Annotated in this window: 21 protein-coding genes; 4 read left to right on the top strand and 17 right to left on the bottom strand. The window is 63.2% G+C overall.

Annotated features, from left to right (window positions below; all coding sequences use genetic code 11):
• Window positions 1-39: 39 nt before the first annotated feature.
• From NCR37_RS15125 to NCR37_RS15115, 3 genes are all read right to left on the bottom strand, one after another.
• The gene (locus NCR37_RS15125) at window positions 40-882 is read right to left on the bottom strand and encodes a metallophosphoesterase family protein (RefSeq protein ID WP_250473679.1); all 843 of its coding nucleotides are present in this window, start codon (window positions 880-882) and stop codon (window positions 40-42) included.
• On the bottom strand, window positions 879-1,886 hold the full coding sequence (locus NCR37_RS15120; protein WP_250473678.1) for a diacylglycerol/lipid kinase family protein: 1,008 nt from the start codon (window positions 1,884-1,886) through the stop codon (window positions 879-881). The genes NCR37_RS15125 and NCR37_RS15120 overlap by 4 nt, the downstream gene beginning before the upstream one ends.
• A gap of 129 nt (window positions 1,887-2,015) precedes the next feature.
• Window positions 2,016-2,456, bottom strand: coding sequence for a CBS domain-containing protein (locus NCR37_RS15115; RefSeq protein WP_175941349.1), 441 nt, complete (start codon window positions 2,454-2,456; stop codon window positions 2,016-2,018).
• 312 nt (window positions 2,457-2,768) lie between these two features.
• Here NCR37_RS15115 and NCR37_RS15110 point away from each other — a divergent pair, with 312 nt between their 5' ends.
• Entirely contained in the window at window positions 2,769-3,725 is a 957-nt protein-coding gene (locus NCR37_RS15110) for a chemotaxis protein (RefSeq protein ID WP_250473677.1), read from the top strand.
• A gap of 121 nt (window positions 3,726-3,846) precedes the next feature.
• Here NCR37_RS15110 and NCR37_RS15105 read toward each other — a convergent pair whose 3' ends face one another.
• From NCR37_RS15105 to NCR37_RS15095, 3 genes are all read right to left on the bottom strand, one after another.
• The gene (locus NCR37_RS15105) at window positions 3,847-4,122 is read right to left on the bottom strand and encodes a hypothetical protein (protein ID WP_244850042.1); all 276 of its coding nucleotides are present in this window, start codon (window positions 4,120-4,122) and stop codon (window positions 3,847-3,849) included.
• Between the two features lie 295 nt (window positions 4,123-4,417).
• Window positions 4,418-4,849 carry a response regulator gene (locus tag NCR37_RS15100; protein WP_250473676.1) on the bottom strand — a complete coding sequence of 144 codons (432 nt, stop codon included), beginning with the start codon at window positions 4,847-4,849 and terminating at the stop codon, window positions 4,418-4,420.
• A gap of 62 nt (window positions 4,850-4,911) precedes the next feature.
• A complete protein-coding gene (locus NCR37_RS15095; RefSeq protein ID WP_250473675.1) occupies window positions 4,912-5,259 on the bottom strand; it encodes a hypothetical protein in 348 nt (115 codons plus the stop codon).
• 229 nt (window positions 5,260-5,488) lie between these two features.
• Here NCR37_RS15095 and NCR37_RS15090 point away from each other — a divergent pair, with 229 nt between their 5' ends.
• Window positions 5,489-6,511: a transporter gene (locus NCR37_RS15090; RefSeq protein ID WP_250473674.1), complete on the top strand. Its 1,023-nt coding sequence runs from the start codon at window positions 5,489-5,491 to the stop codon at window positions 6,509-6,511.
• A 21-nt stretch (window positions 6,512-6,532) separates the two neighbouring features.
• Here NCR37_RS15090 and NCR37_RS15085 read toward each other — a convergent pair whose 3' ends face one another.
• Window positions 6,533-7,000, bottom strand: a complete 468-nt coding sequence (locus NCR37_RS15085) for a nuclear transport factor 2 family protein (protein WP_250473673.1) — start codon at window positions 6,998-7,000, stop codon at window positions 6,533-6,535.
• A 93-nt stretch (window positions 7,001-7,093) separates the two neighbouring features.
• On the opposite strand from NCR37_RS15085, the gene NCR37_RS15080 reads away from it, so the two are divergent.
• Window positions 7,094-7,678 (top strand): TetR/AcrR family transcriptional regulator, encoded by a 585-nt coding sequence (locus NCR37_RS15080; RefSeq protein ID WP_250473672.1) that lies wholly within the window; start codon window positions 7,094-7,096, stop codon window positions 7,676-7,678.
• A gap of 10 nt (window positions 7,679-7,688) precedes the next feature.
• Here the strand turns inward: NCR37_RS15080 and NCR37_RS15075 are convergent, their stop codons facing one another.
• From NCR37_RS15075 to NCR37_RS15060, 4 genes are all read right to left on the bottom strand, one after another.
• Window positions 7,689-9,020: a TolC family outer membrane protein gene (locus tag NCR37_RS15075; protein WP_250473671.1), complete on the bottom strand. Its 1,332-nt coding sequence runs from the start codon at window positions 9,018-9,020 to the stop codon at window positions 7,689-7,691.
• Complete coding sequence (locus tag NCR37_RS15070; RefSeq protein ID WP_250473670.1) at window positions 9,013-11,133, bottom strand: peptidase domain-containing ABC transporter; 2,121 nt, start codon at window positions 11,131-11,133, stop codon at window positions 9,013-9,015. Before NCR37_RS15070 ends, NCR37_RS15075 begins: the two co-directional genes overlap by 8 nt.
• A 1-nt stretch (window position 11,134) precedes the next feature.
• Complete coding sequence (locus tag NCR37_RS15065; protein ID WP_250473669.1) at window positions 11,135-12,364, bottom strand: HlyD family secretion protein; 1,230 nt, start codon at window positions 12,362-12,364, stop codon at window positions 11,135-11,137.
• A gap of 73 nt (window positions 12,365-12,437) precedes the next feature.
• Window positions 12,438-13,373, bottom strand: coding sequence for a lysophospholipid acyltransferase family protein (locus NCR37_RS15060; protein WP_250473668.1), 936 nt, complete (start codon window positions 13,371-13,373; stop codon window positions 12,438-12,440).
• Window positions 13,374-14,023: 650 nt separating this feature from the next.
• Here NCR37_RS15060 and NCR37_RS15055 point away from each other — a divergent pair.
• A complete protein-coding gene (locus NCR37_RS15055) occupies window positions 14,024-14,179 on the top strand; it encodes a hypothetical protein (protein ID WP_250473667.1) in 156 nt (51 codons plus the stop codon).
• Window positions 14,180-14,335: 156 nt separating this feature from the next.
• Here NCR37_RS15055 and NCR37_RS15050 read toward each other — a convergent pair whose 3' ends face one another.
• The 6 genes from NCR37_RS15050 to NCR37_RS15025 form a co-directional block, all read right to left on the bottom strand.
• On the bottom strand, window positions 14,336-14,854 hold the full coding sequence (locus tag NCR37_RS15050) for a fimbrial protein (protein WP_250473666.1): 519 nt from the start codon (window positions 14,852-14,854) through the stop codon (window positions 14,336-14,338).
• Between the two features lie 76 nt (window positions 14,855-14,930).
• Window positions 14,931-16,013 (bottom strand): fimbrial protein, encoded by a 1,083-nt coding sequence (locus tag NCR37_RS15045; RefSeq protein ID WP_250473665.1) that lies wholly within the window; start codon window positions 16,011-16,013, stop codon window positions 14,931-14,933.
• A 34-nt stretch (window positions 16,014-16,047) separates the two neighbouring features.
• The gene (locus NCR37_RS15040) at window positions 16,048-18,639 is read right to left on the bottom strand and encodes a fimbria/pilus outer membrane usher protein (protein ID WP_250473664.1); all 2,592 of its coding nucleotides are present in this window, start codon (window positions 18,637-18,639) and stop codon (window positions 16,048-16,050) included.
• A 144-nt stretch (window positions 18,640-18,783) separates the two neighbouring features.
• Window positions 18,784-19,527, bottom strand: a complete 744-nt coding sequence (locus NCR37_RS15035; RefSeq protein WP_250473663.1) for a fimbria/pilus periplasmic chaperone — start codon at window positions 19,525-19,527, stop codon at window positions 18,784-18,786.
• 117 nt (window positions 19,528-19,644) lie between these two features.
• On the bottom strand, window positions 19,645-20,190 hold the full coding sequence (locus NCR37_RS15030) for a fimbrial protein (protein ID WP_250473662.1): 546 nt from the start codon (window positions 20,188-20,190) through the stop codon (window positions 19,645-19,647).
• Between the two features lie 433 nt (window positions 20,191-20,623).
• Window positions 20,624-23,149, bottom strand: coding sequence for an adenosylcobalamin-dependent ribonucleoside-diphosphate reductase (locus NCR37_RS15025; RefSeq protein WP_250473661.1), 2,526 nt, complete (start codon window positions 23,147-23,149; stop codon window positions 20,624-20,626).
• Window positions 23,150-23,263: the final 114 nt, after the last annotated feature.

The following is a 23,263-nucleotide window of genomic DNA, read 5'->3' as shown; positions in this document are numbered from 1 at the left end:
GCGTCTCCTGTCGGGCGTCTATTCTTTCATGCGCGGGCTTCATTCGGCCGATGTCAGCGCCGCAGCCTGCGGCGCACCGTCGAGCGCGAGATCATGACACGCGAGCTGTTCGAAGCGGCCGCTCGGCTCTGCATAATCCCAGCGTTCCACGCGCGCGCGCCGTCCGGCCGCGTTGCACGCGTAGCGGATCACGTTGACGGAATTGCCGACGGCGGCCCGCGTGCGCGACGACAGCGCCGTGCCCGCCTGCACCGCCCACATGCGGCGCGGCAGGTCGGCGAACGTGTCGTGCAGCGGCAGCACGTATGGCAGATGGATGTGTCCGCCGAGAATCAGGTCAGCGCCCGCCCGCGCCCAGCGCGGCACCGCGCGCTCGCGCCCGTGCAGCAGATTCGTCTCGTCGCTCGCGCGCGAGACCGCCACCGGCTGATGCGTGACCACGACGCGCAACTGCGCCGCGCTCGCCGCCTCCAGCCGCGCAGCGACGCGCCGGATTTGCGGCATCGACACTTCGCCGTCCTTGTGGCGATACGGCCGCGTCGTGTTGACGCCGAGCACGAGCACATCGCGCGATTCGAACGACGGCTCCAGTTCCGCGCCGAACGCGCGTTGATGGTTCGCGTACGGGCGCACGAGCCGCGTGAGCACGTCATAGAGCGGAATATCGTGATTGCCCGGCACGATCACGGCGGGCGTCGCGCCGAACGTATTCATGAAGGCACGCGCCTCGTCGAACTGATAGCGGCGCGCCCGCTGCGTGATATCGCCCGACAGAATCACGACATCGGGCAGCACCGCTTCGGCGAGACGCAACAGCGCCGCGACGACTTTGGGCCGCTCGGTGCCGAAATGCGGATCGGAGATATGCAGCAATACGGTCATGAGCGATTGGCTTCGGCCACGGCGGGCTCGGGCTTGAGCAACAGCAGCGGCCGTTCGGACACGCGGAATTCGAGCGGCATGTCGAGCCACGCGATCTCGCCGTCGGTCGCCACCTTCGTGCGGCGTCTGCCCGTCGAACGCATGCCACGCGACGGCCGCGTCACCGTGATTCGGTCGAAGGTGAAGCTCTCGACGTGGTCGGAATCGGCGAGACGTCCCGCCGCGCCACGCAGGGACAGCAGCAGATGCGCGAGCCGCCCGATCGGACGCGGCGCAATCGCAACGAGCAAGCCCTGTTCCACTGCGCGAGCCTCGGCCATGCCGATTTGTTCGAGCTGGAGCCGGTTGTTGCCGACGAAGAGCGTCGACGAACGCAATTCGCGCGTGCGTCCCTCATGCTCGATATGCAGCCTCAAATGACGATGCCGCCGCAACAGCGTGAAAAGCGCCGACCACAGCGCAACGAGCCGGCTCCGGCCGAATTGCCGCTTATAGGCTTCGCGGTCTTCGAGCAGCGTCGGATACAGCCCGAGGCTCGCGTTGACGATGAACATGCGGTCGTTCACGTAGCCGACCTGCACCGGATACGCGCGCGCGTCGAGCAGCAGTTTCGTCGATGCGTCCAGATCGGCGGGAATGCCGTGGTCCCGGCTGAAGTAGTTGAAGGTGCCGCGCGGCAGCACGCCGAACGGCACGTCCGCTTTCAAAGCCGCTTCGGCAACGGTGCAGAGCGTGCCGTCGCCGCCCGCGCCGACGAGCACGCCGCGTTGTTCGCGGGCCTGCTCGGCGGCTTCGCGCGCGGCGGCGGCGAGACTCCGGGGCTTATCGACCACGCGCAGATCGAAGCGCCGCCCCGCCGCGCCGAACTCGCGTGCCAACGCCGCGCGTGTTTCGTCCGCCTGCTTTCGCCCGGAACCGGCGTTCATCACGATGAAAAACGGCGCGTCGGGCGCGAGCGCGCGGGCGGCGGCCGACGCATCGGCCAAAGGTGCGGACACGGTCATCGGCTGCGCTCCTTGCGGTTCGTCGCATAAGTGCGTGCGCCGAACCGCAAGGAGCGGCCGGCGAGCGTGCCGATTATAACGAAAGCCTTACAACGGGAGCGCGCCGGGGTGACGTCTACTGCGGGACGCTTACGTGTGTTCGCCCCGAATGTAGTACTCGAGTTGCTGAATGGTGAACTGCTGCTCGGAGATGATGTTCTTGACCAGATCGCCGATCGAGATCATGCCGACGAGCTTGCCGTTGTCGATCACCGGCAAATGGCGCATGCGCTTGTCGGTCATGAGCGCCATGCAATCGTCGGTGGTCTGGTCGGGCCGCACGTAGCGCACGTGCGAAGTCATGATGTCGCGCACCGGCGTGTCCTTCGACGAGCGGTCCATGAGCACGACTTTGCGCGCATAGTCGCGCTCGGTCATGATGCCGACGATCTCATCGCCGCGCGTGACGATCACCGCGCCGATGTGCTTGTCGGCCATCAGCTTGATCGCGTCGAAGACCGGCGCCGTGTCCGCGATCGTATAGACCGTCTGTTCGGGTTTCGAGCTCAGAACCTTTGCGACTGTTGCCATCGACCGCCTCCGTCTGACTTGCGCGCCGTTCGCCGTCCCCGTGGACGGCCGGGCGCGCTGCGTTGTATCCGGAACACGTTGCTGCGCTGTATGAGCGTAAGGCTTCCGTGCGATGCATTCATCGGCATTAACCCGACCATTCGCGAAGAGTATAGGACACACAGCGGACACACAGCGGGACACGCGCCGCGCCGCACGTGTGCTTACCCTGCCTTCAGTTTCGCCGATTTCTGCCGCTAATCAGGCATCGCGCGGGAATTCCGTCTTCCGCCAGGACTACGCGGCGCAAGCGCCCACACCACAGGAGAAGAAGTGAGCAATTCACAACAGGATATCGAGCAGCGCGTGCGGCTCGCGGGCAGCAACATGTTCGAGTTGCTTCTCTTCAGGCTGGGCGAAGCGCCGGATTCAGAGCAGCGCGAGCTTTATGGCATCAACGTGTTCAAGGTGCGCGAGATTCTCGCCATGCCGACGATCACCGCCGTCGCCGGTTCGAGCGAGGAGATTCTCGGCGTCGCGGACATTCGCGGGCAGATTATTCCGGTGATCGACCTCGCGCGCATCACTGGCTGCCGCCCGAAGAACGGCCCGAAGATTCTGCTCGTGACCGAGTTCGCGCGCACGACGCAGGGCTTCGCGGTCGAGGAAGTCGACGATATCGTGCGGCTGGAGTGGAATCAGGTATTGTCGGCGGAGTCGCATTCGAGCGGCCGCACGGTGACGAGTTTCGCGCGCCTCGACGGCAACGTCGACGGATCGCGGCTCGCGCAGGTGCTGGATGTCGAGCGCATCGTGCGGGACGTGCTGCCGGGCCAGGAAACGGACATCACGGAAGCGCGCACCGGCCGCCTGCAACTGAAGCCGGGCGCACGCGTGCTGGCGGCAGACGATTCGGGCGTCGCGCGGGCGCTGATCGAACAAAGCCTGACCGCGATGGGCGTGCCCTTCGTCATGACGAAGACCGGTCAGGAAGCGTGGGATGTGCTCGAAGCCGCGCTGCACAAGGCGCAGAAGCACGGCACCGAGGTCTCCGACGAAATCGCGCTCGTGCTCACCGACCTCGAAATGCCCGAGATGGACGGCTTCACGCTCACGCGCCGCATCAAGGCGGACAGCGGCTTGCAGCACATTCCGGTGGTGATTCACTCGTCACTGTCGGGTTCGGCGAACGAGCAGCACGTGCGCAAGGTCGGCGCGAACGCGTATGTCTCGAAGTTCGAGGCCTCCGAACTCGCCAGCGTGATGCGCGGCGCGATCGTCAACGCGTGAATCGGCGGCACAAATGCATCGGCGCCCGGAGCGGGGAGACCTTGTGAGTCTGCCGCGCCGGGCGCCGAATGGGTCGCTTCAGTCGTGAGAGCCGGCGGATAAGCCGGCCGGACCGGCTCGATCAGTGACCGAAGAAGACCGAGTTGGTGCTGTTTGCTGCTTGCGTGCGGGCGCCGGACTGAGCCAGCGAGTCACGCGAACCACCGTAGGCGTTGGCATCGACGCCGTGTGCGTGCTCTTCAGCAGCGATCGCTTGGGCGCTCGGGCCTTGTTGCGACGTCGGAGCGCCGGCAGCCGGGCGATAGAACGGAGCCGGGCCGTAGCCGCTTGCGAAAGCGGGCGCAGCGAGGGTGGCGGAAGCGGCGATAAGAAGGGTAGCGAGAAGATTGCGTTTCATGGTGTGCTCCAAAGACGGTTGACGTTCAATCAGAAAGCGCCGCAGCGGTCTTGCGAGAAACTGTCTGCCACGTCGATGGAAAGCAGTGTATACCCCTACTATCGTTTTTTTATCCCGATATATTTCAATACACTTTTCATCCAGCGCCAACAATCGCTGGCCGCACGGGCGTGCGAAATCGCGCAAAGCCGCGCCCCATAAAGCGCGGAGCGTGACAGGCGTCGATGATGCTGTTCGCTAGGGACAGAACAATTTCGTGCCGGCCGGCGTTGCCGAAGCGCGGTTCGGGACGTTATCAGTGAACGAGACGCTGCATCAGATGGACGAGCGTCGCAGGCGAATTGCCCTTCTGGCAGTACGCGTCGAAGCCGGCGTGCAGCCCTTTCGTGCGCACGAGCTCCTCGCCGAGAGCGGTGAACGCGATGATTCCCGCGTCGCGCGTGCAAGCGATACGCCGCAGGACACGCGCAGTCGCGAAACCGTCGTGCTCGGGCATGCTGATATCGAGAATGACGATGTGCGGCACCCAGCCGTCGACCGCATGGAGCGCATCGACGCCGGACAGGGCGACTCGCGTCTCGAATCCGTCGGCGGCGAGGGCCGCGGCGAGCGCCTCGGCGCTGGAAGCGTTGTCATCGACGACGAGAATCCGCCAGCACGGGAGATCGACTTCGATACTGCGGTTGGTCCAGAGAGCGCATTTGGGCGAATGCAAATTCACGGGCATGGCAAGTCGCGATATTCATCTGACCGCCGTACCGCACGAATCACGCCCGGTCGCGCGATCCGTCATGCGCCCGCTTCGCGCTTGCCCTTGCGCCCTTTCGCGGCGCTCTCTTCGCTCTCGCGCAGCCGCGCATTCGCCTGAACCAGCGAGGCGGCGTCGCGCTGCCGCAGCGCCAGGTCGAGCTCGCCGAGCGCGGCCACGAGCGCATCGCGGTCGGCCTGCTCGCACGCCAGCTCACCGCCCGCCGCCACGCGGCGCGCTTCTTTGTCGAGCCGCTTGAAGAGCTTCGCGCCGAACCGCGTGTCGAGCGCGCCGTCGCGCGCCAGGCCGGATATCACCGATGCGAGGCGTATCAGTCCCGCCGCGGTGGTTTGCGTCGCGCCATCCAGATCGTCACGGTCATCATCCACAACCCTTCTCCCCAAGTTCGACAGTCGGCGCGCGCCGGTCCGGCGGCTATCGTCGCGTGTCCGATCATCATACGCTGTCAATATGACAATTATTCTTACATTCCGCAGCACAAATGCCGCCATTGTTTCCACGGGCGATTCGCGCCGAACCTGCGTCGCGTGCCCCGAGCGGTGGCACACTAGCGCCTGACGATGCAGCCGCCAGTCTTCGACCGCACATCACGACCGCATGAAAACCGCTATCCCGCAAACATCGCTCTACGGTTCCGACTTCACCGGGCTCGTCTGCGGCTTCCGCTTTCGCGTCGATCAACCCGGCGAGCCCATCGATTCGGAACAGGCGAGCGACTGGCTCGGCCGTGACGACACGGCCAAGGAGTTCCTCTGGCTGCACTTCGATCTCGCCAACAGCGCATGCGAGCGCTGGATCAAGACCCGGCTCGGCTTACCCGACGCGTTCTTCGACACGCTGCACGAGGGCTCGCATTCGACGCGCATCGAGCATCAGGAAGGCGCGTTGTTCGCGGTCATCAACGACGTCATGTTCAATTTCGAGTTGACGCCCTCGGAGATTGCGACGCTCTGGGTGTACACGCATCAGAAGCTGCTGGTCACGGCGCGCATGAAGCCGCTGCGTTCCATCGATTCGCTGCGCGAGTCCGTGCGGCGCGGCGAAGTCTTCCGTGCGCCGGCGGAATTGCTTGCACACCTGCTGCGCGATCAGGCGGATCTGCTCGTGCAGATCGTGCGGCGGACGAGCGCGGAAGTGGACGGCATCGAAGATCGCTTTCTGTCGACGCACGCGTCCACGACCCGCTCCGATCTGGGCGCGCAGCGGCGCGTGCTCGTGAGGCTGCAACGGCTGCTCGCGCCCGAACCGGGCTCGGTGTTCCGGCTGCTCGCGCGCCCGCCGCGCTGGCTGCACGCGCAGGACATCCAGGACCTGCGCGACGCGACCGAGGAATTTTCGCTCGTCCTCAACGACCTCGCCGGGCTCGTCGAGCGTATCAAGCTCCTACAGGAAGAAATCGCGACGCGCATGGACGAGCAGAGCAACCGCACGCTTTTTACGCTGACGCTCGTGACGGTGCTCGCGTTGCCGATCAATATCGTGGCCGGTTTTTTCGGCATGAACGTCGGCGGCATACCGCTCGCCGAGAACCATCACGGCTTCTGGCTGCTCGTGGCGATCGTCGCGAGCTTCACCGTGCTCGCCGGATGGTGGGCGTTCCGCCGGCGGCGCGATATGTGAGCGTCGCTCGCCTCGTTCTGGCTAAAGCCCGAGATCGCTCAGTCCCGGGTGATCGTCGGGGCGACGCCCGAGCGGCCAGTGATACTTGCGCTCGGATTCTTCGATCGGCAGATCGTTGATCGACGCATGCCGATGCGTCATGAGCCCGGCCTCGTTGAACTGCCAGTTCTCATTGCCATAGCTGCGGTGCCAGTTGCCCGAATCGTCATGCCATTCATACGCGAAGCGCACGGCGATACGGTTTCCGGTGAACGCCCACAGCTCCTTGATGAGCCGATAGTCGAGCTCGCGCACCCACTTGCGATGCAGAAACGCCTCGACTTCCGCGCGTCCGTTGACGAATTCCGCGCGGTTGCGCCAGCGCGTGTCCTCGGTGTACGCGAGCGCGACGCGCTTGGGATCGCGCGTGTTCCAGCCGTCTTCGGCGAGACGAACCTTGAGGGCGGCGGTTTCAGCGTCGAACGGCGGGAAAGGCGGTCTGGTGTCCATGGCATGTCCTGTTGACGTTGCGCGCGGTAGACAGGGTTGTCTACCTGAAGCGCACTCTAGCGTAGGTAGACAGACCTGTCTACAATTGGCTGCATGAACATCATCGCCTCCCCTGCCGACTCGACCGAGCTTCCACCGGATGCCCGCATTCTGCGCACCGCGCACGACCTCTTCTACCGCGACGGCATCCGCGCGACGGGAATCGACCGGGTGATCGCGGAGTCGGGCGTGGCGAAGAAAACGTTCTATCGATACTTCGCGAGCAAGGACGACCTCATCGTCGCGTTTCTGGAATACCGGCACGACAACTGGATGACGTGGTTCCGCGACGGCCTTTCGCGTCACGGCGGCACACTCTCGGCGCTCGTACCGACCCTCGCCGAGTGGTTCGGCGGCGACGCCTATCGCGGCTGTGCGTTTATCAATTCGGTGGTCGAAGTCGGCGGTACGCTGCCGCAGGCCGTCGAGATCGCGCGGCGGCACAAGCGCGACATGACCGCCGCGATTCGCGCGCTGATGCCGCCGTCACGCACCGCGAAGGCCGACGCGCAGGCGCTCGCGTTGGCGGTGGACGGCGCAATCGTCGCGGCGCAATTCGCCGGCGCCCCCGCCGATTCATTGAAGGCGCTCGCCCGCGTGGTTCGCGCGGTGAAGCGCGCAGCGACGAGCGCCGAATGATGCGCGACGTCTAGCGCACGTCGACGCTCGACGTCTGCAACGCGCAGCACAGCTTGCTGTTCATGTCGGCGATATCGTCGGTGCTCAGGGTGGCGACATCCGCCTTCAACTGGAGAAACGCGACGACCGCCGCATAACGGGAGCGCAGAAGATCGCGGCGGGCCGAGTACAGCGCATCGATGGCGCGCAGCACGTCGTTGCCCGTGCGGCTCCCCACCTTGAAACCGACTTCGGTGGCGCTCAAGGTGTCGCGCGAGCTTTGCACCAGATGCGTGAGCGCGTCGGTCCGCTGACGTTCGCGCAAGTACTTCGCGAAGTCGTCGCGAGCGGATGCTTCCGCCTGATTCGACGCCAGCTCGTAGCTCTCTTTGGCTTTGTCTTCGAGCGCCAGCGACTGCTTGACGCGCGCCTGAAGCTCGCCGCCGGAAAAAAGCGGGATCTGAATTTGCAGCATACCGGTTGTCGTCGTGGTGGGCCGCGCGTAACCCGACGCGGCGCCCGCCGGCGTATAACTGCCCGTCACGCTGACGACGGGATAATGCGCCGCTCGAGCCTTCGTGGAGTCGAACTTGGCGATTTCCCAGCCGAGTTGCTTGGACTGCACGTCGTACCCGCGCGATTTGGCCTGCTCGACCCACGTCTCCTCGCCTTCGGCCAGCGTCGGCAATGCCGTGCCGGGCGGCAACGAGGCGAGCGCGGCGAACGGCCGGCCGGTCACTTGCTGCAATGCGCGGCGCTTCACGCGCAGTTCCTCTTGTGCGTCCGCATGCTGCAACTGCGCCTGCTCGCGGGCGGTGTCGGCTTCGCGCTGGTCGATGAGCGTCACCTCGCCTACCGCGCGTTTGCGACGCACCTGCTCCAGCTGCGCGTCGATGGCGGCGAGATAGTCGGCCGCGCGCCTCACTTCGTCTTCGGCGGCGAGTTCGTCAAAATACGCACGCACGGCCCGCAAAATCGACGCCTGCTGCGCGCCCGCGAAGTCCACCGCGCCTTGCGCCACGACGAAATCTGCCTGCCGGTAAGCGGTCCACTTGCTCCAGTCGAAGAGTGGCTGCGACATTGTCACCATCCAGCCGTTCTGCCAATATTTCTGGCGAGGAAAGCCGTCCATGTCGATGCGGTTGTACGAACGCCCCCAGCCGCCCGCAATCTGCGGCAGCAACCCAGCCCGCGCAATGGGAATCGCCTGCTTCGAGGCTTCGTACGCAGCCCGCGCCTGACCGAGCTCGGCGTCATGATCGAGCGCCTGCTGGACGATGGCGACGAGGTCGTCGGCGCGCGCGGCGTCGACGAATACGACCGCGCACGCGAGCGCGCATAGGGAAATGCGTCGACTAAGCATGGAGCGCTTCGTCCGGCAGGGTGTTGCTCGTTGCATCGCGTTCGGGCAACAGCGCCCCGGCGTCGAACCGGTAGCGTGTATCGAATGCCGAAGCCAGCGACATGTCATGCGTAATCACCACCACCGTGCGATCGAGATTGCGTAGCAGCGATGCGATGCGGCGCACGGACGCGGGGTCGAGATTCGATGTCGGTTCGTCGAGCAGCAACAGCTCACGTTGCTGGTACAGCGCCCGCGCAAGCAGGAGCCGCTGGCGCTGACCGGCCGAGATGTTCGCGATAGTGTCGCTGATGACGGTGCGCGTACGCATCGGCAAACGCATGATGTCATCGAGAAGGCCGACGTCGGCGAGCAGCTTGTGAATGCGGTCTTCGTCGGTCTGCGCTGCAAACAGCGTCACGTTATCCGCAATGGAGCCGTGCAGAATGATGTCGCCCTGCCGCATGTGCGCCTGATGGCGGCGGATTTCATCGACAGTGAGATTCGGCCATGCAATGCCGTTTAACGCAATATGCCCGTCCTGAAGCGGCTCGGCCGCCGACAGCAGCTTGAACAACGTGGACTTGCCGCTGCCGGAAGGCCCGGTGATCGCAATCTTGTCGCCGCGGCGAATACGGAAGCTCGCGTTCTTCAGCACCGGCTCGTCCGAGATGCCGTAGCTGAACGTCACGTCGCGCACTTCGATGTGCTCGAATGACCGCACTTCGGTTGCGCGCTGTGTATCGGCGAGCGGCGTGTAACGCTCGTTCTCGCTCTCCACGATATCGTCGACACGCGCGGTCGGCACGCTCAGCATGAAGTACTGGAACGTGGCATTGATCCCGCTCGCGAGCCGCTCGGACATGAGCGATTTATAGATGAGAAACGAATAAAACACGCCCACCGACACCTTTCCGCCGAGCATCAGCCGCGCGGCGAGCCACGTGATGACGATGGTATCCGCGTAAGTCACGAGCTTCAGCAATCCGTCACGCGTGCACGTAAGACGGCTGCTCTTGAGAAGCGCCGCGGCATACGCCTTGTAGATGGTCATGTAGATGGCGGTGCGCCGCGTCTCGCCTTGCGCCAGCTTCAGCAGCGAGGCGGCGCGGATCGTTTCGATCAGTGAGTCGTCGCAGCGGGCGGAGGTTTCCAGCACGAGCGCATGGTTGTCGCGCATCGCGGCGAACATGCTGAGCGCCAGCGCGACGTACACGGCGAAGATCAGCAACGCCACGCCCGCCAACTGACGGCTCTGTATCAGCATCAGCACGAGCGCGATGGCCCCGACTGTCAGGTCGATGATCAGCGACACCGTCGTGCGGGTCGTGAACACGCTGATTTCGTCCTGCGCTTTCACGCGTGCAAAGACATCGCCCACGTGACGCTTCTCGAACCACGACATCGGGTTGCGCAGCAAATGCCCGAGCAGCCCTTCGGTGGAATTAATCTGCGTGATGTTGTAAAGCAGCTCGGTCAGGTACTTCTGAACGTATTCGCTGAGCGCCCCCAGCATGAAGATGCTGGCGAACGTCGCGACGAGCACGTTGAGCAGATTGCGGTTGTCCGCCGCCACCACGTAGTCCAGCACGAGGTTGCCGAAGTAAGGCGCGGCCAGAATGGCGAACTGGCTGCCGAGCGCGACGAACGCGATCTTGCCGATCTGCGCCTTCATCTGCGGACTGAGCGCGCGCACGCGCTTGAGCGCCGCCGGCACGCGCGACTTCGCGCGGATGCGCGGCATTTGCGGTGTCGGCGCAAATTCGAGCAGGAAGCCCGAGACGGCGGAGCGGAACGTGTCCATCGAAACGCGCCGACGCCCCGTCGCCGGGTCGATCACGCGGACATAGCCGTGCCCCGCTTTCTCGAATACGACGAAGTGAGCGCCGCCGAAATGCAGAATCGAGCCTTTCTTGACGGCCGACAAGTCCGATGCGTCGAACCGATACGCCTGCACTGCAAGCCCGAAATCGATGGCGACGTCATACAGGTCCATCAACGAGAGGCCATTCGCCGAGATCGGCTTGTACGCCGACAGCTCTCGAACCTCGGTCGCGCGGCCGAGATGAGACAGCACCATCGCGAGACACGCGTAACCGCATTCGGCGACTTCATTCTGATAGATAACGCGCACATCAACCTCTCAGCATTCTGAACAGCGGCGCCAGCACCCATTCGGCAATCGTCCGGCGTTCGACGACGATGCTGGCCGTCGCCCGCATGCCTGGAAGAATCTTGAAGTGCTGCCCTTCGAAATCGAACGTGTTGCCGCGCAGCGTGGCCCACGCGAGATAATCTCCGTCGGATTCCTTGGTGGTTTCCGTTTGCTCCGACGGGTCGGGCGCGCCGGGCGTGCCGGGCGGGGCCAACGGACTCGCGGGCAACACCGTCGTGCCCGAGATGGAATCGATGCGCGCCTCGTACGTCCCGAACTTCGCGTAGGGGAAAGCATCGAACTTGAGGCGCACGATCTGGCCTTCGCGCACGAAGCCGCGACGCCGCGAAGGAATGCTCAGCGCCGCGCGCAGCGGGCCATTGTCCTTCGTCGATATCACCATCGCGACGTCGCCCGTGGCGAGCATGCGGCCCGCCACCAAGCCTGAAAACGTCACGGTGCCGCCTTTGGGCGCGGACACCGTCGCGTCCTGTCGCTCGCGCTCGAAGCGTGCGCGGACATCCTGTACATCCCGGGCATGGCGTGCGTCGAGTTCGCGCACTTGCGCTTCGAGGTCGGTCTGACTGCTGCTCGACGCGCTTACCTCACCCGCCAGTTGCTGCCTGCGCGCGACGCTCTGCGCCACCGTCACCTTGCCTTGATGCACGTCCGCCCGAGCCTGTTCGAGTTTGTCGGCCGTCACGTAGTCCGACACAGAGTTGAGCCGCGCCAGCCGCTGCTCGAATTCACCGACGAGTTGCGTGTTCTGCGCGATCTGCGCGTCGAGCGAACCCAACTCCGCGCGCTTGCTGGCTTCGGTGAGACGCGCCGTCTCGCGCTGCGCATTCAGTTGCACGCGACGCTCGGTGTACTGTTCGTCGATCGAGCGAATCTGATCGTCGCGCATCTTTTCGTCGAAGGCTTGCCGGCGCAGGCCGTCGGTAGTCAGCGAAAAGTCGCGCTGAAGACGAAAGAGCGGCGTTCCCGGCTCGACATGATCCGAAGGCCGCGCGTAGATCGCCGAGACGAGCCCCGCCAATCCCTGAATCTTGACTTCGGATGCGGAAACGACTTCACCGGTCACGTCCTGCTTCAGTTCGATTTCGTGCAGGAACCCGAAGGCGATCGCCGCGATGGTGAAAACCGATGTCGCGTAGGCTATCCAGCGCCACGGCACATCTTTGAATTGGGGAATATCGGTCGGTTGCATGAATGATTGCGTGGAATGACGATGCCTCGCGCTTCGATAGGTCTGAACGCGGTGCCGGTTCGGTCGTGCCTTGTCAGCGCGACGGAGCAAACGCGTACATGGCGGGATGTCCGGCCGGTAGCCACTGCTCGTAGTTGTCGCTCAGCGCGGCTTCGATATAGCCCGCCAGGCGCTGCGGCGACGCGGGCGCGTCGAGGGGAAGCGGCTCGAATATGCGCGCTTCGAAGCGGCCGCGCGCGAAGCGAAGAGAGAACGGCAGCAGCACGGCGCCGAAGCTTTCGCCCATGCGGAAAACGCCGTTATGAATGCGGGCGCTCTTGCCGAACATGGTGACTTCGACCGTCTCCATCGGATAACGGTGCATGGTGAACGGCGGCACGTCGCTGAAAAGGACCGCCACGCCGTCGCGCTTGAGCGAGCGCGCCACGCGCACGCCGAGTCCGTTGCGATTCGCGTCGCCATACGTGTAAAGAACCTTGATGCCGGGAATCAGCGCGTGGTCATCGCCGTATTGATTGCGCGGCACGCCGGAAACCACCGACATGGATTGCAGCCCGAGCAGCCCCGCCATGCGCTCGACGATATAAATGTTTGCGTATTGCGACACGAAATGAAACGGCGAGATAAATACCGGCCGCGTGGGCGCTTCGTGTTTTAGCGTTTTCACCACCGTGACAAGGTTTTTCGCGATGGCATCGAGATCCGCCCATGCTTCGCTCCTGCGGATATCCCGCCCGAAATAAATCCGCTGATCGACCAGTTTTTCGACTTGCGCGCCAAAGCGCGCCCGGACTGCGCGATTTTCCGGCAAGCCGATGACTGCGCTGCCGATTTCCGCGCGGATTTCCCCGTTCGCCCGGCAGTTAGCGTCAAACAGGCTGCGCACGATCCATGATGAAAGCGCAAGTGTTTCCACCGCGTTCATCGGAATTCGACCGACGATACAACGCCGCATGCGATGCTTTTGCAACGCGAGCCATTTCTTAAGCGTCGGACGAAGGGCAGACATGAGTAACTTTCTTGAAATAACTGCGGGGCGGGTCCGTGGCCCCGCCCCATTTAAGCTATTGCTCGCCGGCAGCAGCGCCGGATAGCAACGCGCCCATTATGCGAATCGCTTCGTCTTACTTTCCTTGGATGTAAATGACGACCGTCGTCTTCGCCGACGACTGGCTGCTTGCCTTGTGGCAGCCGCCAGCCAGCGATGCTTGAGCCAATGCGTTGCGTTCGATTTTCTGCATTTCAGTTTCCTCCTGCAAAATTGCTAAATAAGAGTCGCGCCGACTGAAAATCGGCCGACCCAACAATCAGCCCTTTAGTATCAGGGCTTTATCAGGAAATATTTACTTATCCTGAGTGCGCAATCTTAGATAGCTTCGCCATGTCGGTAAACCGCGAAAATTCCGAAAGACACGACAAAAGGCATATTTAGGCAGTGTTTCGCTTGAAACCGTCAGCTTATTAATGTATTCGTAAGCTTAACTACCTTATTCTCATGCAAATCCGCAAACATAATTCCCAGATGACTGTTTAACAACAGCGAATTAACGAGCGCGATGACACGTAATTGGAGCCGTAGTCGACAAATAAAAAGGCCATCCTCAAAAGAGGATGGCCTCGATTCCTACCCGTCCGAATTAGCGAAGGCGGAGTGCGAGAATGGCTTTGTCGTTGGAATTGTTCGAGCCGCCAGACCCGCCGGAGCCGCCCGAGCCGCCCGAGCCGCCCGACGAACCGGCAATCGAGATGCTGACGTGTGTGGACGAAGACGAGCTGCTTGACGCCTTGGCGGTGCCGCCAGCGAGCCCACACTGAGCCAGTGAGTTACGGTCGATTCTTTGCATTTCAGTACCTCTAAGTTTCAACAATCAAGGGACACGGGCGCTGTTGTCGCGCCGCGCGACCCAACTTACCGCAGGGACACCGCGCACCGATATGAGTATTTGCGCGGATATTCTGCATTCCTTTACATCAGTTATACGCGAAGTTCACCGTGGCGCTGGCCGACACTGTGCCGCCTGTCATGGTTCCGAGCCTGTAGAAGCGAGCCACCATCGGGATGGTCATCGCGTTAGTCGCATCGACGGTTCCGAGCGTGGCAGACGTATTGAGGGCGATGGGTGAACCGGTCGTGTCGCCAGAGTTGGCGGCCTTCAACAGCTCCACGCCGACTTGCGCCGCCGTGCCCGTGTTCTTCAGCACGCTTTGCACGGTGTCCGACGTTCCGTTGACGGTCATGGAAACGTTGGTGTTGGCCGCACAGTTGTTCAGCTTGAGATTGAACGGAGTCGGGTTCCTGGTGTCGCCCACGGCGGCGAAGTCTGTCGTTCGCGCGGTCCCGAGCGGAATCGTTTGGCTGACGGACGTCGGATCGACAGTGCAGGTCGGAAGAAGGATCGTACCGGTAAAGGTCAAGGTGGCATCGGCCGCGAATGCCGATGCTGCGCTCGTGAGCCCGAGCACTACGAGCCCGGCTTTCCACTTGTTCATGTTTCATTCTCCTTTGATCTCGGTTGCAGGCTTGCGGGGCGACATGCACGTAATGCTCATGCCGCCGCCGAAGGGGTCACTGATACAGCACCGTCATGGTCATCGTCGAGTTCGCGGGACCTGCGCCGAGCGCGCCCGTGCGGTAATAGCGCGCTTGCATCGGTATCGTGTAATTGCCGCCGTTCGTACTGTCGAACCCGTTCAGCGTCTTATACGTTCCGTACGGAAACACCGCGCCCGAGCTGTCGTAGAGTTGAATGCCCACGCCCGCCGCGCTCGGTGCCCCGCTCAACGCGGCAACGTTGCTGTAGCCGGAGACCAGACCGCTCGAAGGATCGATCCTGTATTGGATGCTGTGTATCTGCCCTGCCAATGTCCCGCTCACGGCCGTCCCGCCAGGACAGTTGTTCAGGCTCAGATTGAACGATGAGACCTTGTTCGGCGCCGGTCCGATGCTCGGCAGGTCCGCCGGTCCCTGAATGCCCATTGGAACCGTGACATCAGGCGTCTGGCACGTCAACACCGTGATGACAACCGGCGTGATATAGAAGTTGATGACCCCGGCCGACGGCACATCGCCCGCTGGCGGCGGCGTGAGCGTCTGCCATGAAAACGCCTGTGCCACCATGCCGGTGGCCGTCCCAGGCGTGATGTCGCCAATCTTGACCAGGGCGACGATCAACTGTCCGCCGTTGTAGATCGTGCCATTGGTATTCCACTGACGGCCGAGCTTGGAAAAGGTGCGCGGGCCGGCGGGCAGGCTGTTGGGAATGACATAGCCGCCCATTGCGATGCCCACGCCCGGCACGTTGGTCGGATACACCTCGAAGTCGACGCCCTGATAATTGGCCGTGTAGACGCTCGGCCCGCCCGTCGTGATGCCCGCCGTTTCAAAGTCCGTTCCCGTGTAGACCTGCCCCGTGACAATGCAGGTCCAGTAATCGTTTTTCGAGGGCGACAGTGACCATGCCGTCAGAATCGATCCGTTCGGCAAGTCACGCGCCACGGCTACCGATGGCGGCAGCGTCAGCGTGAACGAACTGTAGTTGACCGTGCAGCTTGCAGTGGCCCATGCAGACGAAGGCACAAACACCAGCGCAGCGATCCAGCACAACACACACCGCAGCAGCCTGGCTGCGAGCCGATCCATGTTTTTCATTTTGGTTTCCTGACTAATCTAATCTGAATGGCGCTCACTGACAGACAGCGTCCGAAATGCTGATCGAGTTCGGTCTGGACGCATCCGTCACTGCCGGCAACTGGTAACGCACCGCGCAACGCTGCTCGGGTGCATCGCCCCATTTCACGTTCAAGGTGCCGGCGTCGGCCTTCAGACCGGTCGCGATGATGCGGCTACCCTGCGCCACGGTGCCGACGTTGCGTTCCTCTGCGTCGAACACTTCGGAGCCGAACGGCAACGGCTTGCCATCCGCTCGCGAGATGCGCATGACCGCGGGCTTGCCCATGTTTTCCGTCTCGAACTTGAGGCGCACCACCGCACCGGCAGTCGGTGCCGTGCGCTGCACGGTGGACTTCATCGCGATGTTGATCGGCAAGCCCTTCGGGTCCAGTTCGATGTCGTTGTTCGAATATGGCTGCATGCCCGATACGACCGCGTGTCCCCAACGGTCCACGCGCAAGCCCGTGCCGCTGGCGAGGCGCGCGCCGGCCGCGTCGCTCGCTTCGACCACGGCGACCGTATCGCCCATGTTCGGCGTGAACGCGACGCCGTCGCGCCATGCCACCACGCCGCCCGACATGCCCGCGCCGACCTGCGAGTAGTTGCGGCCCGTGCTCGCATTCGCGGTGAGCATCGCGAACGGCGCCACGTATCCGATGTTGCCGCCTGCGCTCGCGGAACTGCTGGCGTGGTTGCCGCCGTCGTTGAGGTTGGCGTTGATGCCGTAGCTGAATGCGTTGTCGACGCCGAGCGTACCCGTGACCGATTGCTGAATGGTCGAACTGCCGTCGGCGGTGTCGTGCTGGAAGTTGGTCGTCGACTGTGGCGCGTGAGCGCCGAATCCGAGCGGAACCGACAGGTTCAGCATGATGCGGTTGTCCCACCGGTTCGTGTTCACCTGGAATTGCCGCACGAACGACGCGCCATACGTCATGCGCTTCCAGCTATTGGTGTAGCCGATCTGCAGTTGCGTGTCGTGATTCGAGCGGTTCCAGTACGTCTGGAAGGAACCCATCGCATAGAGGGAGCCGTACTGCGCGCCCTCGCCGATGCTCTGGTTCAACGTGAACTGAACGCGCGACTTTTGCAGCGCGGTCATGAGACCGGGCTGATGCTCCTCGTTCAGCTGACGCATCATCACGGCGTCGGGCAGCGAGAAGAATCCGCTCGTCGAATAGCGGTATGCAGCAATGGCGATGTTCGTGTTCGTCGGCTCGAACAAACGCGAATAGCTGATCCGCACGCTCGCCCCGTTGCGCGTGCCGTAGCCCTTGAAGCTGGCGATCGCCTGCGTGACGTCGAGACCGAATGCGCCGACGCTCGTGTTGAGCGCAGAGCCGATCATCGTGGCGAGGTACATGTCCGCCGCGCTCACGCCGCCGTACAGCGTCACCAGATTGCTGATGCCGCGCTGCAGCGTGAACTGCGACACGAACGGATGAATGTTGACGTTCGGATCCCGATACTGACCGATGCTCGCGCTATAACGCGTGACGTCCGGGCGCAGCGCATTGACCGCCGCGGCATAAGGCACCGTCGAGATACGCTGAGTGCCGTCCGCCTCCGTGACGATCACGTCGAGGTTGCCGCCGTAACCCGTCGGGTACAGGTCGTCGATCTGGAACGCGCCGGGCGCAACCGTCGTCTCGTAGATGATGTTGCCGTTCTGCCTGACCTGCACGCGCGCATTGCTGTTGGCGATGCCGTGCACCACTGGCGCATAGCCGCGCTGCGACTCAGGCAACATGCGGTCGTCCGTGCCGAGCGTGGCGCCGCGAAGCCCGAAGCTGTCGAACAGCGCGCCGTCTGTGAAGGTGTCCCCGACCGTCAGCTGGCTCTTGATGTCCTTGAACGCACGCTGCGCATACGTCTGCACGCTCTGATAATGCGAGCCGCTGACGCTGTTGTGCGTGAGGTTGCCCTGATAGCGGAAACGCCACGGTCCGACGTTGATGCCGCCGATCAGGCCGAGATATTCCGAATCGTTGCTGAGGCCGCCCGCGGAACTGTGGTACGCGTTCGCGTTGTACTGCAAGGTGCCCGCGGTGATACCGTCGTCCCAGTACTTCGGATCGACGTAGCCGCGCGCCCTGCTGCTCATCGCGATTTGCGGCACGCTTACGTCGAGACGCTGCTCGCCGCCATCGAATGTGGCGATGGCCCCGGGGATCAGCTCGGGCAGCGTCAGGCATGCGCTCCCGGCCGATTCGAGCTTCGCGGCGGATTCCGGCGAAAGCTTGCGCAGATCGACACCGAAGCCTTCGAGCAAATCCGTGGTCACGCACGGCTGAACCACGCCAGGATGCGCCGTGGAATCTCGCACGTCCACGCTGAACTTGCCGCGCCACACGTTGTTGACGTAGGTATCGGTGCGATACGTGCCCGGCAAGACCGGCTGTCCGTTGTTGAAGCGCGAGATGTCCAGCTTCTGGCCGCCGCTCGAATCGAGAAACTGCTCGTTGAACTCCACGGCTGCGGGCTGAGGCGAGGCATCCGCCCAAGCGTGCGCGCTGACGCCCATCGCGGCCAAAGCCTGAAGCGTGAACAGCGTGACAGGTCTCAATCGCGCGCCGGACATATCGGCGCTGCAGTAGTGCGTTTTCATTGAGTTATCCGAAATATTCGAGCAAAGCCGCCCCCCGGCATGCCATGGGGCATGCGCGTTAAGGCATCTTCATGGGGGCATTGTGCGGCGCTATACCGCGCGGGCGTCTGGCAGCCGGCTTGTGCCGGTTCGCGACGTCGCCGATCAGGGCGCGAGGGTGGCGTCGCCGGCCTGCGGTCCGCCGTAATCGTTGATCGCGGTGTAGCGAACTTTCGCACCGGCTGGGGGAAGCTCGCCCTTCAGCGGGAAGGCCTTGCTCTCGCCCGGTCCGACCATGCCGCCGTCAGTGAATTGCGCCGTATGCGCGCCGTCCGTCAGTTCCAGGCGGTCGAAGGACACGTGATACTGCGTGGGGTTATCGGCCACGAGCGCGTTCTTGCCACCTTCGCGCTTCAGATGCCAGACAATGGCTTCGGGCGCGTCGCTTGCCTGGCCCTTCAGCCCTGTCGGGCGATAAAAGAACTTGATGCGTGTGCGGAAGGCGAGTTGCAGTTGATTGGCGCTCGCTTCGTCGCCTGTCGGCTTCGGCGGTATTTCCAGCACATTCAGGTAAAGCACGGATTCGGCGTTCGCCGGCAGAGTCTCGCCGGTCGACATGATGCGCAGGGTCTGCGACTTGCCCGGATCGATGCGCATCATCGGCGGGTTGATCGTGAAAGGCACGTCGATCGTATCCGGCTTGGCGTCCGCATCGCCCTTATCGATCCAGACTTTCGTGAGACCGGGAAGCTTGCCGTTGTTGGTCAGCTTCACGGTGACTTCTGAATCGCTCTGGTTGTACACGACGCGCGTGCCGGCGATGACCACCGAAGCACGGGCCTGCGGGCCAAAGCCCTGGATCACGGCAAGAAGCACTGCAACGGATGCGAGTCGGCTAAACAATTTCATATTGATGAAGAAGCGCCCAAGCGAAGCACGATATCAAGGAGAGGCGGGCTTGCGCCCGCCCTTGCACCGGACCATTCGCGAATGTGCGAAGCGAATGGTCCGCTGTCACGACACCGCTTATTGGTAGTCGATGCTGTACACGACCGACGAGTTCGCCGGACCTGCGGACGTCGCGCCGGTGGCGTAGTAGCGCACGTCGTAGTACAGCGTGGCCGCGCCCGACGCGATGGACGCCGGCTTCGAGTTCTGCAGGTCGCTGGAGTAGCCCGCCTTGATCTGCGATCCGTCCTGGTTCAGCAGTTCCAGCTTGACGTTGCCCGCGCCGCCGGCAGCAACGAGCAGACGGCCATCGGAAGGATCGACCGTGGTGCCCGCCTGATAGAACACCGATGCCTTGCTCGTTGTCGTGACCGGGGAGCACGCGCTCAGCGCGATGCTGTACGAGGTGGTGCCGGCCGTCTGGCCGGAAGCAGTCAGCGTCGAGGTGGAAACGGTCGGCAGCGTGACCGTGAAGTCCTTCGACGAGGTGCCGTTGCCGTTGATCGTGCAGGTGGCGGCCGTGAGCGCGCCATTGAACGTGATGGTTCCATCGGACGCAAATGCGCCGCCGGCAGCAACGCTCAACAGACCAGCGACGACGGCCGAGATTACAGACTTCTTCATTTTCAAAACTCCATGCATTAAAAAATCGGTTTCAAATTTAGAGCGGCGCTGCTTGATACAGAGCAGCAGCGCACCCTCACCTTGAGGCCGGGTAGGTGCATTCGCCCACGGCCGCCACTACATGAGCAGAAGGACGGGTGCGGCCCTCGGATTAGTTCTAGCCCGTCCAGTTGAAAGCACCGGGCCGAATTTTTATTCATTCGGCGTCGAAAGGACATCCCGAGAATTCTTAATTAGTAAGCAATCTTTATTAATTGCCTGAGCGCGAGATCTACCGCGATTTGCTTGCACGAAAGCAGCGTTGTGCTCGAAGGAACAAGAGGAGCGGTCAGCGCGAGTCGGGAAGACTCGTCGCTGACCTCATTGAAACGTGGAAAGGGTTTATCGTCGCGCGAATGGCGCTTTGGATTTTGAATTCAAGCGAATCGGCGGCTTACCCACACGCACCAATCTCCCCGCAAGCGGTGCAGAAATCACATCCGTCCTTACGAATCACCGCATTCGCGCCGCACGTCGCGCATTTACGTCCGTGCATTTGCGCCAGTCCATGGGGATCGACGGGCGCTTCAGCCACGTCCTCGTTCGCGTCCTGCTCGTCTTCGGGCTGCAAGGTGCGCAGAGGCGCCGCCGCCTCGCTGCGCTTGCGCGCGAGCACGCGCGAAGGAACCTGATTACCCTCTGCATCAAGAAAACCTCGTCGATACAGAATCTGCTGGATCGCGTAAGCCAGCGCCGCGACTTCGGAGTCGTGCCAACGTGGACTGCGATGACCGTCGAGCCGCTCGACATCGCCGAGCCGCACTTGTCCCCGATCCCATGACACCTTGCGCATGTCCTGCAACGTGCGCGCCGCGAACCCGCCACGCGCGGCGAGCGAGAGCGAACGCATCGTCGCCGTGATCCACTGCTGCGATTCGTCGCTCTGTCCTGTCGGTATAAAGAATTCAATCGGACGCTCGATGGTCACGTCCTCGCCCGCGATGCGCCCGGTCACTTCGATGAACGACACCGCGAGATACAGCGACTTCTTCCCCGCTTGCGTCAGATATTCGACCTTTTCGATGATCGCGGGCAATTCGCCGCGCGGCCGATGATCGATTGCGATGCGCAGCGGATCGAGGTCGAGTTCGGGATCGGGGGAATCGCTCGGCGTCTCTTGCGGTGTCACCGAAAGCACCGCGCCGAGCGTATCGTTCGGCCGGTAAGTGGCGAGACCCTTGAGCCCGCGCCGCCATGCTTCGAAGTAGAGGTCCTGGAACTTGTCGAACGGATAGTCGGCCGGCACGTTCACCGTCTTCGAGATGGACGTATCCACGAAAGGCTGCACTGCCGCCATCATTTCGAGGTGATCGTGCGCGGACATGTCGAGCGCGTTCACGAAGTAATCGGGCAGCGCGTTCACGTCGCCGCCCATCTCGCGATAAAGACGGTACGCGTGGTCTTCCACCGCGAAGCTCTGCCGCGAGCCGTCCGCCATGCGCTTGGTGCGTTGATATGTCCACGAGAACGCGGGCTCGATGCCGTTCGACGCGTTATCCGCGAACGCGAGGCTTACCGTGCCGGTCGGCGCGATGGAAAGCAGGTGGCTGTTGCGAATGCCGTGCGCGCGAATCGCGCTCGTGATGTCGTCGGGCAGGCGCGATGCGAACGTGCCCTCTTCCAGATAGCGCCGCGCGTCGAAGAGCGGAAAGGCGCCCCGCTCGCGCGCCAGTTGCACGGACGCGCGATACGCCTCGTCGCGCATGGTGCGCGCGACGCGCGCCGCGAAGTCGCGTCCTTCCTGCGAGTCGTATCGCAAGCCGAGCATGACGAGCGTATCGCCGAGCCCCGTGAAGCCCACGCCGATGCGCCGCTTCGCCTGCGCTTCGCGCGCCTGTTCCGGCAGCGGCCATAGCGTCACGTCGAGCACATCGTCGAGAAAGCGGACTTGCGTGCGCGTCGTCACCGCGAGGCCGTCCCAGTCGAAGCCCGGCGCGCCGCCACGCATCTGCGCGAAGGGATCGGACACGAAGCGCGTGAGATTGAGCGGCCCGAGATTGCAGCAGCCATACGCGGGAAGCGGCTGCTCGCCGCACGGATTCGTCGCGCGAATGGCTTCGAGCGCGCGCAGGTTGTTGTCGTCGTTCATGCGCGAAATGAAGACGACGCCCGGCTCCGCGACATCGTAAGTAGAACGCATGATCGTGTCCCAGACCTCGCGCGCCCGCACTTCGCGATACACCCACAGGCCATCTTCGCGCTGCCGGATATCCGCCGATGCGCGTTGCGCCGGCGACGACTCCGCCTTGTGCACGAGTTGCCACACGGCGTCATCGGCGACGGCCTGCATGAATTCGTCCGTCACCGCGACCGATACGTTGAAGTTGTTCCAGCGCCCTTTCGTGTGCTTGGCCGCGATGAATTCGAGCAGGTCCGGATGCGTGCAGTCGAGAATGCCCATTTGCGCGCCGCGACGCGAGCCCGCGCTTTCGACGGTGCGGCACGAGGCATCGAACACGTCCATGTAGCTGCACGGTCCCGATGCCGCCGATCCTGTCGAATGGACGCGCGCGCCACGCGGACGGATTGCCGAAAAGTTATACCCCACGCCGCCGCCTCGCCGCATGGTCTCGGCGGCCTGCAACAGCGCGACGTAGATGCCCGGAAGACTGTTGTCATCGACGCCTTGTATCGCATCGCCGACCGGCTGCACGAAGCAGTTGATGAGCGTGGCATCGATGCCCGCGCCCGCCGCGCTCATGATGCGGCCCGCGCCCAGTGCGCCGCGCTTGAAGTTGTCGACGAACTCGGCTTCGATTTTCGCGCGCTGCTCGGGTGGTTCGGCGAGCGCGACGCCTCGCGCCACGCGTCGATAGATATCGTCGACGCGCGTCTCGTCGCCTTTAGCGTACTTTTCGAGCATGACGTCGATGGAGAATTGCTGCGGAGCGAGAGCGGTGCTGGGATTGTCTTCGGCCATGTCCTGATCCTGTGAAGTGCGCTGGCTCGACACGTTTCTTGTGCCTCGCGCGTTACGCAATGCAGCGCGGTCGATGCAAGCACGATGCCTGACGATAGCGCGATTCGGCCCGGC

Source organism: Caballeronia sp. GAFFF1 (genome assembly GCF_023630705.1).
In the GTDB taxonomy this organism is placed as follows: Bacteria; Pseudomonadota; Gammaproteobacteria; order Burkholderiales; family Burkholderiaceae; genus Caballeronia.
The sequence above is the reverse complement of the archived record's forward strand: the minus strand, read 5'-3'. Positions and strand labels throughout refer to the sequence as shown.